General features: G+C 67.6%; 12 protein-coding genes. 9 read left to right on the top strand and 3 right to left on the bottom strand.

Annotated elements, in window-relative coordinates; genetic code table 11:
- Positions 1-53: 53 nt before the first annotated feature.
- The gene (locus METLW4_RS0101115) at positions 54-1,346 is read right to left on the bottom strand and encodes a glutamate-5-semialdehyde dehydrogenase (protein WP_018264356.1); all 1,293 of its coding nucleotides are present in this window, start codon (positions 1,344-1,346) and stop codon (positions 54-56) included.
- A 243-nt stretch (positions 1,347-1,589) separates the two neighbouring features.
- On the opposite strand from METLW4_RS0101115, the gene gmd reads away from it, so the two are divergent.
- From gmd to serA, 7 genes are all read left to right on the top strand, one after another.
- Entirely contained in the window at positions 1,590-2,579 is a 990-nt protein-coding gene (gene gmd / locus METLW4_RS0101110; RefSeq protein WP_026191152.1) for a GDP-mannose 4,6-dehydratase, read from the top strand.
- Positions 2,576-3,571: an NAD-dependent epimerase/dehydratase family protein gene (locus METLW4_RS0101105; RefSeq protein WP_018264354.1), complete on the top strand. Its 996-nt coding sequence runs from the start codon at positions 2,576-2,578 to the stop codon at positions 3,569-3,571. The genes gmd and METLW4_RS0101105 overlap by 4 nt, the downstream gene beginning before the upstream one ends.
- Complete coding sequence (locus METLW4_RS0101100; protein WP_157234742.1) at positions 3,568-4,974, top strand: glycosyltransferase family 4 protein; 1,407 nt, start codon at positions 3,568-3,570, stop codon at positions 4,972-4,974. The genes METLW4_RS0101105 and METLW4_RS0101100 overlap by 4 nt, the downstream gene beginning before the upstream one ends.
- A 168-nt stretch (positions 4,975-5,142) precedes the next feature.
- A complete protein-coding gene (locus METLW4_RS0101095; RefSeq protein ID WP_156967746.1) occupies positions 5,143-5,691 on the top strand; it encodes a hypothetical protein in 549 nt (182 codons plus the stop codon).
- Positions 5,692-5,850: 159 nt separating this feature from the next.
- The gene (locus METLW4_RS0101090) at positions 5,851-6,699 is read left to right on the top strand and encodes an outer membrane protein (protein ID WP_018264351.1); all 849 of its coding nucleotides are present in this window, start codon (positions 5,851-5,853) and stop codon (positions 6,697-6,699) included.
- 187 nt (positions 6,700-6,886) lie between these two features.
- Positions 6,887-8,059 carry a phosphoserine transaminase gene (locus METLW4_RS0101085; protein ID WP_018264350.1) on the top strand — a complete coding sequence of 391 codons (1,173 nt, stop codon included), beginning with the start codon at positions 6,887-6,889 and terminating at the stop codon, positions 8,057-8,059.
- Positions 8,060-8,158: 99 nt separating this feature from the next.
- Positions 8,159-9,745, top strand: coding sequence for a phosphoglycerate dehydrogenase (gene serA / locus METLW4_RS0101080; protein WP_018264349.1), 1,587 nt, complete (start codon positions 8,159-8,161; stop codon positions 9,743-9,745).
- A gap of 231 nt (positions 9,746-9,976) precedes the next feature.
- On the opposite strand, the gene METLW4_RS0101075 is transcribed toward serA, so the two are convergent.
- The gene (locus METLW4_RS0101075; protein ID WP_018264348.1) at positions 9,977-10,159 is read right to left on the bottom strand and encodes a hypothetical protein; all 183 of its coding nucleotides are present in this window, start codon (positions 10,157-10,159) and stop codon (positions 9,977-9,979) included.
- A gap of 238 nt (positions 10,160-10,397) precedes the next feature.
- A complete protein-coding gene (locus tag METLW4_RS0101070) occupies positions 10,398-11,279 on the bottom strand; it encodes a tetratricopeptide repeat protein (RefSeq protein ID WP_018264347.1) in 882 nt (293 codons plus the stop codon).
- Positions 11,280-11,755: 476 nt separating this feature from the next.
- Between METLW4_RS0101070 and METLW4_RS0101065 the strand changes: the two genes are divergently transcribed.
- Together METLW4_RS0101065 and METLW4_RS27505 are read left to right on the top strand one after the other, a co-directional pair.
- On the top strand, positions 11,756-13,081 hold the full coding sequence (locus METLW4_RS0101065; protein ID WP_018264346.1) for an Nramp family divalent metal transporter: 1,326 nt from the start codon (positions 11,756-11,758) through the stop codon (positions 13,079-13,081).
- Between the two features lie 140 nt (positions 13,082-13,221).
- Positions 13,222-13,437 carry a hypothetical protein gene (locus METLW4_RS27505; RefSeq protein ID WP_157234740.1) on the top strand — a complete coding sequence of 72 codons (216 nt, stop codon included), beginning with the start codon at positions 13,222-13,224 and terminating at the stop codon, positions 13,435-13,437.
- Positions 13,438-13,444: the final 7 nt, after the last annotated feature.

Here is a 13,444-nt window from a genome sequence, read left to right as displayed (position 1 = left end):
GGGCCACCTTCTCCCACGAGTGGGAGAAGGAATCGCGCACGAAGATCGCGCGATCATCCTCTGACCTGCCCGGCGCCGTGGACGCGATATTTGAAGGAGGTGAGCTGCTCGACGCCGACCGGGCCGCGCGCATGCATGCGGCCCGTCGCTATGCCGATCTCGGCGCCGAAGCCGAACTCGCCGCCATCGGCGAATTGCGTCGAGGCGTTGTGCAGCACGATCGCCGAATCCACCTCCGCCATGAAGCGCCGGGCGACATCCTCATTCTGCGTGATGATGCAATCCGTGTGATGCGAGCCGTAGGTCTCTATATGCGCGATCGCCGCGTCCAGCCCATCGACGACGCGAACGGCGATGATCGCGTCGAGATATTCGGCGCGCCAATCCTCCTCGCTCGCCGGCAGCACGCGCGCATCGACATCCTGCGTCGCGGCGTCGCCGCGCACCTCGCAGCCGGCGTCGAGCAGCATCTTCACCAGCGGCTCGAGATGCGTGGCCGCGCAGGCGCGATCGACCAGCAGCGTCTCGGCGGCGCCGCAAATACCTGTGCGGCGCAGCTTGGCGTTGAGCAGAATTCGCTTCGCCATGTCGAGATCGGCTTGCGCGTGGACGAAGACATGAACAATGCCCTCGAGATGGGCGAAGACCGGCACGCGCGCCTCATGCTGCACGCGCGCGACGAGACTTTTTCCGCCACGCGGCACGATGACGTCGATATTGCCATCCAGCCCGGCGAGCATGGCGCCGACGGCGGCGCGATCGGCGACCGGGACCAGCGAGATCGCCGCCTCCGGCAGGCCCGCCGCGACGAGGCCGGCGACGAGACAAGCGTGGATCGCGCGCGAGGAGCGCAGGCTCTCCGAGCCGCCGCGCAAAATGGCGGCGTTGCCAGCCTTGAGGCAGAGGCCGCCGGCGTCGGCCGTGACATTGGGCCGGCTCTCATAAATGACGCCGATGACGCCGAGCGGCGTCGCCACGCGCTCGATGAGCAGGCCATTCGGGCGCTCGAAGGACGCCAGCAGCCGGCCGACCGGATCGGCGAGCTCGGCAATCTCCTCGAGGCCGCGCGCCATCGCCTCGACGCGCGCGGGATCGAGCGTCAGCCGATCGAGGAAAGAGGCGACCGTGCCGCGCGCTTTCGCCTCCGCGACATCCAGCGCATTGGCGGCGAGCAGCTCCGGCGTGCGGCGGCGCAGCTCCGCCGCGGCGGCGCGCAAAGCCGCGTTCTTGGTCTCGGCCGGCGCCAGAGCGACCGCCCTCGCCGCTCGCCGGGCGCCGGCGCCGAGCTCGGCCATCAGCGCGCTCAACTCTCGCTCTTCCGTCGCCAATGCTTCCGCCTGCGCCATTTTATCGCCTCTTTCGCCGCTCGCAGCGCTATCACGAATCGGCGCGTCCCCGAAAGGGAGCGCGCGCGCCTCCGGCGCCTGCGAGGCTTGCCTTCGGGCTGGGCCTTTTGTAAGACGCGGGCGCTCGTCGCCACGGCTCGCCTCCTCGAGCCGAATCGCCGGCGCCCGCCCGACGCCGCGTCCAAAACGCAGGCGATGCGACGTTCCCGGGCGCGCGGAGCCGGCCGCTATGAGGTTCTTCGCATGACGAAACGCGCGCTGCTGACGGGCATTACCGGACAGGATGGGGCCTATCTCGCACAGCTTCTGCTCGGCAAAGGGTATGAAGTCTCCGGCGTGATCCGCCGCTCCTCGCACCGCGGCGTCGAGGACCATCGCCTGCGCTGGCTCGGCGTCGCCAATGACGTGCAGCTGCTCGACGGCGATCTTAGCGATCTCTCCAGCCTGCTGCGCATCGTGCAGGAGGTGAAGCCGGACGAGGTCTACAATCTCGCCGCGCAATCCTTCGTCGCCTCCTCCTGGCGCCAGCCCATTCTCACCGCCAATATCACCGCCGTCGCCGTCGCCAATATGCTCGAGGCGCTGCGGCTCGGCGCCCCCGGCGCGCGCTTCTATCAGGCCTCCTCCTCCGAAATGTACGGCCTCATTCAAGAACCGATGCAGAGCGAGAAGACGCCCTTCTATCCGCGCTCGCCTTACGCCGTCGCCAAGCTCTATGGCCATTGGATCACGGTCAATTATCGCGAGAGCTTCGGAATGCACGCCTCCTCGGGCATCCTCTTCAATCATGAGAGCCCGCTGCGCGGCATAGAATTCGTCACCCGCAAGGTGACGGATAGCGTAGCGCGCATAAAGCTCGGCCTCGCCAAGGAGCTTCGCCTCGGCAACATAGACGCCAAGCGCGACTGGGGCCATGCGCGCGATTATGTGCGCGCCATGTGGCTGATGCTGCAGCAGGAGACGCCGGACGATTATGTGGTGGCGACAGGCGTCACCACCACTGTGCGCGACATGTGCCGCATCGCTTTCGCGCATGCCGGCCTCGACATGGAGGCGCATGTGGTGATCGATCCGAAATTCTACCGCCCGGCGGAAGTGGACGTTCTGCTCGGCGATTCCAGCAAGGCGCGCAAGGCGCTGGGCTGGGCGCCCGAGATATCGCTCGATGCGCTCATTCGCGAGATGGTCGACGCCGATCTCGAGCGGCTGAGCCGGGACTCGGCGACTCGATGAGCGTGGAGCCCACGTCCTCATCCACGGCCCGCTACGAACGCATATTGGTGACCGGCGGCTCCGGCTTCGTCGGGCGCCATTTGCTGGAGGCGCTGGCGGGCGCCTATCCTGAAGCGCAACGCCTGTCGCTGGCGCGACCGGGCGAGCCGGCGCCGGAGCGGCGCTGGACGCCGATCGCCTTCGATCTGCTCGATCCCAAATCGGTCGACGCCGCCATCGCGCAGGCGCAGCCCGATCTCGTCGTTCATCTCGCCGCGCAGGCCTCGGCGGCGCAGTCCTTCCTGGCGGCGGAAGAGACTTGGCGCGTCAATTTCGACGGCGCGTTCAATCTCGCCTCGGCGCTCGCCCGCCACGCGCCTGCGGCCGTCCTGCTCTTCGCCTCCACCGCGGACGTCTATGGCGCGAGCCTCATAGACGGCCCGGCGCATGAGGAAATGGTCCCGCGGCCGCTCAGCGTCTACGCCCGCTCCAAGCTGGCGGCCGAGGCGATGCTGGCGGATGTGCTGCCGAAGACGGCGCGGCTCATCGTGGCGCGCCCCTTCAGCCATATCGGCCCGGGCCAGGACAAGCGCTTCGCCGTCTCCTCCTTCGCCGCGCAGATCGTCGAGATCGAGAGCGGACGCGCCGAGCCGCGCCTGTCGGTCGGCGATCTTTCCGTGCAGCGCGATTTTCTCGACGTGCGCGACGTCATCGACGCCTATCTGCGGCTCGTCGCCGTCGCGCCCGGTCTTCCCGACCGCAATGTCTTCGACATCGCCTCGGGCGAGACGCGCCCGCTCGTGTCCCTGGTCGAGAAAATGCGCGCGCTGGCGCGACGCGATTTCGAGATTGTCGTCGATCCCGCGCGGCTGCGGCCGGCCGACATACCGATCGCCCGCTGCGACGCCGCCAAGCTGCGCGCGGCGACAGGCTGGAGCCCGCGCCGAGCGATCGACGAGACGCTCGTCGATCTGCTCGATTATTGTCGCGCGGCCGCAGAAGCCGCGAAATGACCAGCGAGCGCGAACGACGTCTCGAGGAGCGCAATCGCCTGCTCGAGCATCAGCTCGATTTTCTGCGCGCCGAGCTTCTGTATCTCGTCCATGAGCGCGAGAAGAACGTCTATTCCGCCGCCTGGCTGATCTTCCGGCCGCTGCGCCGTTTCGAGGCCGCGCTCGTCGATGCTGTGACGCCGCTGCTGCGACTCTTCTCTCGCGCGGCCCCGCCCGCCATCGAGTCCGCCGTTTTGGAGCCCGCCGCTCGGGGCGCAACGCAAAAGCCGCGACGGCTGCTCGTCGATGTGACGGCGACGGCGCGGCGCGACGCCGGCACGGGAATCCAGCGCGTCGTAAAAAAGATCACGCAGGGGCTCTATCGCGATCCGGCGCTTCCCATTCCCGTGATCGCCGTGCGCTGCGAGGGCGGCCGGCTCTTCACCTGCGAGGCTTTCGTCGCCGCGCTCATCGACGGAGCCCCCGGCCCGGATCGCGAAATCGAGATAGAGCCGGGCGATCGCTTCTTCATGCTCTCGGACAGCTGGAACGCTTTCGAGGAGTTTCGGCCGGTCTTCTCGCGCATTCGCGCCGGCGGCGGCGAGATCGTCACCTGCATTTTCGATCTCATCCCCGTCCTCTATCCGCACGCCTGCCATGAGGTGACGCCGCCGCGCTATGAGGCCTGGCTGCGCCGCGCGCTGCTCGAGAGCGACGCCTTTCTCGCCATCTCGCGCACGGTCGCCGAGGAGCTGGCGGATTATGTGGCGGAGGCCGGGCTGCAGCATCGACCCGGCCTTTCGATCGGCTGGTTCCATTGCGGCTCGGATATCGCCGATGGCGCGCCCGCCGCGCCGCGGCCGCAGATCGCCGCCGCAGCCGCGGGCGGCGCCATGTTTCTGAGCGTCGGCACTGTGGAGCCGCGCAAGGGCCATCGCGTCGCGCTGAAAGCTTTCGAGACGCTGTGGCGCGAGGGCCGCGATGTGCGGCTGGTCTTCGTCGGGCGGCGCGGCTGGTTCGAGGAGGCGATCGCCGCCGAGATCCGCGGCCACGCCGAATTCGGGCGGCGCCTGTTCTGGCTCGACGATATCGGCGACGCCGAGCTCGCCTTTCTCTACGACAAGAGCGCGGCGGCGCTCATTCCTTCCTATGCAGAGGGCTTTGGCCTGCCGATCGCCGAGGCCGCGCGTCGCGGCCGGCCGGTGATCTGCAGCGACATTCCCGTGTTCCGCGAGGTCGGCGGCGCCGGCGCCCTCTATTTCCGCGTCAATGATCCGGCCGCTCTCGCAACGCGCATTCGGGAGCTGCTCGACGGAAGCGCGACGGCCGACCCCTCCGCCGTCAGCCGCGTCTCCTGGGCGGAGGCGGCGCATCGCGTCGCGCAGGTGATCGCGACGGAGGACTGGACGCGCTCCCTGCCCTGAGCCCCGCCCGTACGGCCATTGTTCCGCCGCGCCGAAAAGCATGTTAGAGACGGCTGCGGCGGCGGCGCCTGCGGCTCACTCGAACCGCAGGCTTCGCCGCTTTTGCGCAAAGCGGGGGCGCAGGTCGCGACCTTCCGCCGCCGAGGCTCCAACCCGATAGGCCGTCATATGTCGATCTCGCCGTCCATCAGCCTGCCGCCGACGCCCAAGGCGCTCCTCGACCTCATCAAGCTCGAGGCCGGGCCGGCCTCTATGCCCGACAGCCGGCCGGCGCTGTGGATCAGCCTCGCCGCCTATATTCTCACCGAGACGGGCGGCCAATTGGTGAGCGCCGACATCCCCCCCTCGATCGCTTACGGACTGGTGAGCGCCGCTCTGCTCGCCGCGCTGACCTTCGGCGCGCTGCTGCTGACCGGAACGCGCGAGCGCTTTCAGCATACGCTGATCGCCCTCACCGCCACGGGCGCGGTCATCGGCCTCGTATCCTTCTTGCTGACGCTCGCGGTGGCGCAGATATTTCCGCCGCCGATGCCGGCCCTGAAGCTCGTCGGCTTCGTGCTGTTTCCGCTGGTGCTGTGGAAGTTCACCGTGTTCCTGTGGATCTATCGCCACGCCGGGATGCGCTTCATTCCAGCCTTCGCGCTGGGCGCGATCTATCTCGGCTTCATTCTGCTGATCCTGTCGCCGCTGCTGACGCGCGCCTTCAATCTCATTTGACGGGACTGGGATTCGTTTGACGGGACCAGGAGCGCCGCTGCGGCGACAGGCCAGCGGCGGCGCTCATTAAGTAACAATTAAGCATAATCACTTACTCATCGTTCATCACCCGCGTCGCGGCCCGATTCAGGCCGCCCGGCGCGTAGCGAGGATGAACCAATGAGATTTTCCGGTTCCTGCGCCGGGGCGGGGCTGCTGGCGGCGACCCTGGGCCTTCTGTCCGCCGGCTCCGCCGCCGCCGCGGATATGCCTTTTTTCTCTCCGCCCGAGCAGGACTCCCAGCCCGTCGAGCTGGGCACCGGCTGGTATTTGCGCGGCGACATCGCCGCGGCGCGCACGCCCGTGCTGAACATCGACGGCGCGGTGACAGCGAATAATTTCGTCAACAACTGGTCGGCCGGCATCGGCTTCGGCTATCGCTACAACAGCTGGCTACGCACCGACGTCACCGCCGATTATCAGCCGCTCTACAGCCGATCGGGCGCCTCCTATGTGAAGACGCCCTGTCAGACCGGAGCGGTCGGCACGCCGGCGGGCGGACCCTACACCGACTCGGTCGGCATCTACACCAATTGCTTCCCCTATTCGCAGAGCCGCGGGACCGCCTCGGTCTTCCTCGGCAATGTCTATATCGACCTCGGCACCTGGGGCGGCCTCACGCCCTATATCGGCGCCGGCGCCGGCGTCGACGTACTGTTCCAGAAGGCCCAGGTGCAATGGTACATGGGCAATCTCGTTCCCTATGCCGGAACGACCTGGACCGACCCCTACACGCTCGGCACCTATATGGCCAATTGGGACCGCAGCTACTCCAACACCTATCTCAAATTCGCCTATGCCTTCATGGGCGGCTTCGCTTATGACATCACCGATCATTGGGCGGTGGACATCGGCTATCGCTATCTCAATCTGGGCTCGATCTCGGGCAAGGACGCGCTCGGCGTCAGCCATACCCGCAAGCTCGACATTCAGCAGGTGCGGCTCGGCTTCCGCTATCTGATCGACTGAGGGTCGCGCCGCCGCGTCTGGCTCGACGACCGGCCTGCCGGCGGCGGCCCTCCCTTCGCGAAAAGCTCCCCGCCGCCGCGCGGCCGGCCATGACCGCCCCGCCACAGCTCGCGCCCGACTTGACGCGAAGACGTGTTGCGCGTAGCGCAGGCTCCGAAAATCCATGCCCCGGGGAGGCAGCACGAATATGCCCATCCAAAAGCCCGGCGTGAAGCCGGCCGATCCGCGTTTCTCTTCAGGTCCTTGCTCCAAGCGTCCCGGCTGGACGCTGGACGCGCTCGCCGGGGCGGCGCTCGGCCGCTCGCATCGCTCCCCGGCCGGCAAGGCGAAGCTGAAAGAGGCCATCGATCTGACGCGCGAGGTCCTTCGCGTGCCGGCGAGCCATCGCATCGCCATCGTCCCCGCCTCCGACACCGGCGCCGTCGAGATGGCGCTGTGGTCGATGATCGGCGCGCGCGGCGTCGATGTCGCGGCTTGGGAGAGCTTCAGCGCGGATTGGGTCACGGACATCATCGAGCAGCTGAAGCCGGGCGCCGCCCGCAGCTTCGTCGCCCCCTTCGGCGAATTGCCCGATCTGTCGAAGATAGACTTCGACAATGATTTCGTCTTCGCCTGGAACGGCACCACCGCCGGCGTGCGCGTGCTGAACGCCGATTTCATCCCCGCCGACCGCAAGGGGCTGACGATCTGCGACGCCACCTCGGCCGCCTTCGCGCAGCCGCTCGATTTCGACAAGCTCGATGTCGTCACCTACTCCTGGCAGAAGGTGATGGGCGGCGAGGCGGCGCATGGCATGCTGATTCTCTCGCCGCGCGCCGTGGAGCGGCTCGAGAGCTACACGCCCGCCTGGCCTCTGCCGAAGATTTTCCGCCTCACCAAGAACGGCAAGCTCGTGGAGAGCATTTTCGAGGGCGACACGATCAACACGCCCTCCATGCTCTGCGTCGAGGATTATCTCGACACGCTGAAATGGGCCAAGTCGATCGGCGGGCTCGACGCGCTGTTCGCGCGGGCGAACGCCAACGCCAAAGTGGTGCATGACTGGGTCGAGAAGACGCCCTGGTTCACCCATCTCGCCAAGGACCCGGCGACGCGCTCCAACACCGGCGTCTGCCTCGTCTTCGCCGATCCCGCCGTCGCCAGCCTGCCGCGCGCCGAGCAATCCGCGCTCGCCGCGCGCCTCGTCGGCCTCGTCGAGAAAGAAGGCGCGGGCTTCGACTTCGGCGCCTATCGCGACGCCCCGCCCGGCCTGCGCATCTGGTGCGGCGCCACGGTGGAGGCCAGCGATGTGGTCGCGCTGACGCAATGGATCGACTGGGCCTATGCCGAGGCGGTCTCACAGGCCGCCAAAGCGGCTTGAGACGCCGGCCGCTCGTCACGATCTAGGGAAAGGGACGGCCGCCGCGCCAGCGCGGCGCCGAAGGGGGCGAAATCTCGGGCGCGGCCCGAGGGAGGCCCTATGCCCAAACGCGTGCTCGTTTCCGACGCGCTCTCGCCCGCAGCGCTCGATCTGTTCCGCTCCCGCGAGATAGAGGCGGATTATCGGCCGGAGCTCGGCAAGGAGCCGAGCGCGCTCGCCGCCGCCATCGGCGCCTATGACGGCCTCGCCATTCGCTCGACCACGCAAGTCGACAAGGCGCTGCTCGCGCGGGCCGAGCGGCTGAAGGTCGTCGGCCGCGCCGGCGTCGGCGTCGACAATGTCGATGTGCCCGCGGCGACGGCGCGCGGCGTGATCGTGATGAACACGCCCTTCGGCAATTCCATCACCACCGCCGAGCATACGATGGCGCTGATGCTGGCGCTGGCGCGGCAAATTCCCGCCGCCGACGCCTCCACCCGCGCCGGCAAGTGGGAGAAGAGCAAATTCATGGGCGTCGAGCTCGCCGGCAAGACGCTCGGCGTCATCGGCTGCGGCAATGTCGGCGCCAATGTCGCGACGCGCGCGCTCGGCTTCTCCATGCGCGTCATCGCCTATGATCCCTTCCTCACCGAGGAGCGCGCCAAACGGCTCGGCGTCGAGCCGGTCGATCTCGAACAGCTGCTGGCGCGCGCCGATTTCATCACGCTTCACACGCCGCTCACCGCCAAGACGCGCGATCTGCTGAACGCGCAATCTTTGAAGAAAACAAAGCGCGGCGTGCGCATCATCAATTGCGCGCGCGGCGGGCTCGTCGACGAGGCGGCGCTGGTCGCGGCGCTGGACGAGGGCCATGTCGCCGGCGCCGCGCTCGATGTGTTCGAGACCGAGCCGGCGCGCGAAAACCCGCTGTTCTCACGTCCCAATATCGTCTGCACGCCGCATCTCGGCGCCTCGACCGTAGAGGCGCAAGAGAAGGTCGCCGTGCAGATCGCCGAGCAAATGTCGGATTTTTTGACGCGCGGCGCGATCGTCAATGCGGTGAACTTCCCCTCGATCGGCGCTGAAGAGGCGCCGCGGCTCGCGCCTTTCGTCGATCTTTCCGAAAAGCTCGGCTCCTTCCTCGGCCAGGCGACGGATTCGCCGATCGAGCGCATCTCGGTCGCCTATGAGGGTGCGGCAGCGCAGCGCAATATCGCGGCGATGACCGCGGCCGCGGTCGCCGGCGTGCTGCGGCCGGCGCTGGCCGAGGTCAATCTCGTCTCGGCGCTCGCCATCGCCAAGGAGCGCGCGATCACGATCGACGAGGCGACGCGCACCGGCGAAGGCGATTATGATTCGCTGATCGCGATTTCGGTGAAGACGCGAGACGGAGAGAGGACGCTCGCCGGCTCGCTGTTCCACGACGGGCGGCCGCGAATCGTCGCCGCCGACGGCGTGCGCGTCGAATCGGAATTTTCCGAGCGGATGATCTTCGTCTCCAACGCCGACAGGCCCGGCTTCATCGGACGCTTCGCCGGCCTGCTCGGCGCCGCCGGCGTGAACATAGCCACTTGCGCGCTGGGGCGGGATCGGCCCGGCGGCTCCGCCGTCGCCATTGTCGCGACCGACGAGCCCGCGCCGCGCGAGACGCTGCGCGACATCGCAGCGCTTCCGGGCGTTCGCTTCGCGGCCACGCTGCAATTTTGATTTGCGATTCGGCGGGGGAGATTGCGAGGCCGCAGGCGGCGCGCTCGCGAGGCGGGGAGGTCTCCTCCCCGGCGCCTCCTCGTCCCCCTCACTCCGCCCTCTTGTCGCGACAAGGGGGCGGAGGAGGCGGATCGAGTGGCGACTTTTCAAAAGTCGGCGATCAACGCCATGCCGTGGGCTTCACGAGAAGGGTCGGCGAAGCCGCAGACGAAAGGCGAAGGATCGTCGTGATTACTGAATCATCTTCACGGTGCGGCCGACGCCCGGGTCGCTGCCGTTGCCCGTGCCGTTGGTGCCGGCGGGGGAAATCCAGTCCGGGACCTTCGTCAGCGCGATGATGACGAAAGCGACAATGCCGACCAGCCACAGGACGGTCTTGCCGATCTCAGCGCTGCTGTGTCCGATTGTTGACATGTGACGATCCTCCGAATGTTAGTGCTTTATTTTGTTTTTTTGCACGAGATGCGCGCGGCAAAGCGTCGCATCGGCGTCAGCCTACACCAACTCTTTTCGAGACACAATGCGGCATGTGCGCGCGCGACAAAATTAGTCAGGCAGGGGAAAAGCAAGCGGGAGCACGACGCAAAAAGGCGATCCCGGGGCCCGACGGCTCCAGGATCGCCTCGCTTCTCTCGGCTGGAGATGAGGGGCTCTAGTCCCGGCGCGTCAGATAATATTCGAGCATGGCCACGGCCGCCTTGCGGTCCGACTCGCTCGCCCGCGCCAGCGCGCGGGAATGCAGCTCGACGATCCATTGATCGGTCGGCCGATCGCCGGCGGCCTCGCGCGCCAGAGTGAGATACATGAGCCCGCGGGCGCGCTGCGGCGGACCGCCGGCCTCGCCATTGAACATCAGATGGCCGAGCAGCGCCTGCGACGGCGCATGGCCCTTGCGCGCGGCGAGATCGAGCCAATTGGCGGCCTGACGGGCGTCCTTGGAGACGCCATTGCCGTCCAGATACATGCGCGCGAGATTATATTGAGCGTCGGCGTTGCCGAAATAGGTCGCGGCGTAGCGGAAGAGATCGAAAGCGCGGCCGGCGTCCGGCGCGATCTTCGCCGCGGCGATCCCCTCGAGATAATAGACGCCGACAGCCACGAAGGCGCCGGCCGCCATCAGCCGCTCGCGCGGGCTCGGCTCGTCATCGGCGAAATGCTCGACCAGCTTGGCGAAATAGGAATAGGCCTTGGCGTCGTCGCGGGCGACGCCGTCGCCATCGGCGTACATGCGGCCGAGCTTCCATTGCGCCAGCGACTCGCCGCCGTCCGCCGCATAGCGCAGCGCCTCCACCGACTTTTTGGTGTTGCCGGCGTGGTAGCTCTCGAGGCCGGCGCGCAGAGCGGCCTGCGGATCCTTGAAGATGGTCAGCGGCTGGGTGGCGGCGGCGATGGAGCGCGGCTCCGACGCGTCGAAAGCGGCGGCGGGGCCTGCCGCGAGAGAGCCGACCGTCGCGGCGCCGAGCGCGAGAAGCAGCGCCCTATGACGCCCGCGCGGCCCCACCGTCGACGCAATCGCCTGGAGAAACACGATCATCGAGGATCTGACTTTCTCAACGCAGCCGGCGTCTCGAAAACGCCGCGCACGAACACCGCCATCGTCACCGCCGAAATCGACGACAGGCTTCGAGAACATAAAAGACCCTGCTCCCGCGACGAGCCGGCGCGGAAGGCGTCTCTTCTGTCCTCAGATGACCTTGTGACGGGCCGAGATTAGCGCAGCGTTTATGGCTGAAAAGGGGCATGTGGCCCTTTGCCCGGCTCGCGCAAAACTATCTCGCCGACTGTTGCAACAAGGTCACAAATTTTAGCGTTTCGCCGCAGGCTCGGCGCCGGCTCGACGCATCCCGCTACGCATTGCGACATAGAAACGTCCGAGTCCGCCACAGCGCCTCGAGGGCGAGAAGGGGCGCCTGCGAAAAGCCGACCTCGAGCCTGCTGGCGCTCGCGGCGGGAGGGGCCTATATCGTCCCGAGTGGCCCGCCTCCGGGCGGGCGCAGCAGAGGTCGCCTCATGCACGCCGTCTCGCCCGAAATTTCCGCCACGCTCGGCGCGACGCGCAGCGACATGCGCGGCTCGGTGCGCGTGCCGCGCGAGACCGTCGGCTTTCGCCGCCTCTTCATCTTCCTCGGGCCGGGCTATCTCGTCGCCACCGGCTATATGGACCCCGGCAATTGGGCGACCGCCCTCGCCGGCGGCTCCAAATTCGGCGCGGCCCTGCTCTTCGTCGCCGTTCTGTCCAGCCTCATGGCCATTGTGCTGCAATCGCTGACAGCGCGGCTCGGCCTCGCCACCGGCCTCGATCTCGCCAGCGCCTGTCGTCGCCAGTTTCCGCGCTCCGCCTCGGTCGGGCTCTGGCTGCTGGCCGAGGCCGGCATATTGGCGACCGATCTCGCCGAGGTGATCGGCACGGCGATCGGCCTGCAATTGCTGTTCGGCCTGCCGCTCGCCGCCGGCGTCGTCGTCACCCTGCTGGACACTTTCCTGGTGCTCGCCTTCGAGCGCCTCGGCTTCCGCAAGATCGAGCTTTTCGTCGTCGCCATGCTGGGGATCATCGCGCTCGCCTTCGGCGGACAGCTGCTGCTGGCGCGGCCCGATCTCCATGAGGTCGCCGCCGGCCTCGTCCCCAGCCGCGCGCTGATCGAAAATCCCGAGATGCTCTATATCGGCCTCGGCATTCTCGGCGCGACGGTGATGCCGCACAATCTTTTCCTGCACTCTTATATCGTGCAGACGCGCGCCGTCGGCGCCAGCTCGGCCGAGAGGCGAGAGGCGATCGACTTCGCCATTTTCGACAGCTCGCTGGCGCTGCTCTTCGCGCTCGTCATCAATGGCTCGATTCTCGTGCTGGCGGCCGCCGTCTTCCACGCCTCCGGCCATACCGAGGTCGCCGAGCTCGGCCAAGCTTACACGCTGATCGCCCCGCTGCTCGGCGCGCCGATCGCCGCCAAGCTCTTCGCCATCGCCCTCATCGCCTGCGGGCTCAACTCCACCGTCACGGCGACGCTGGCCGGGCAGATCGTGATGGAAGGCTTTGTCGAGCTGCGCATGAAGCCCGCGCTTCGCCGTCTCGTGACGCGGCTCATCGCCATCGTCCCGGCCGTCGGCGTGACGCTGATCTCGGGCGAGCAGGCCACCGGCCGGCTGCTGGTGCTGAGCCAGGTAGTGCTGAGCTTCACTCTGCCCTTCGCCGTCGTGCCGCTGGTCTGGTTCACCGCCTCGCGCCGGCTGATGGGCGAGCTCGCAGCGCCGAGACGGTCCACCATCGTCGCCGCCGTCATCGCCGTCGCCATCATCGCGCTCAACGGCAAGCTGATCTTCGACGCGATCGCCGGCTGATTTTTTTAACGGGCCATTCACCATGCCGGGCCGCGCGCCCGAGGCGCCCCGAGCGCGCGGGAACGATCGCCGCTCAACCGACGTTCCTCCCCGGCCGAGGCGGCGCTGGGGGCCGCCTCGCCAGAAGGGAAGAGAACGGCATGTTTCGACCTATGGTTTATGCGGCGGCCCTCATCGGCGCGCTGATGCTGCCCGGCGTGGCCTCCGCCCGCGGCCACCATCGGCATCATCACCACCACCATCACCACTGGCGCCATCATCACCACCATCATTGGCGCCACCATCATCATTGGCGCTGGGGCCTCGAGCAGAGCTGGCGCACGGCCGGCTGGACCGCTCCCCAGCAGACGATCTGACGCAGAG

The organism is Methylosinus sp. LW4, assembly GCF_000379125.1.
Lineage (GTDB): Bacteria > Pseudomonadota > Alphaproteobacteria > Rhizobiales > Beijerinckiaceae > Methylosinus.
Note: the sequence above shows the minus strand (reverse complement) of the source record. Positions and strands in the feature narration are given on the sequence as shown.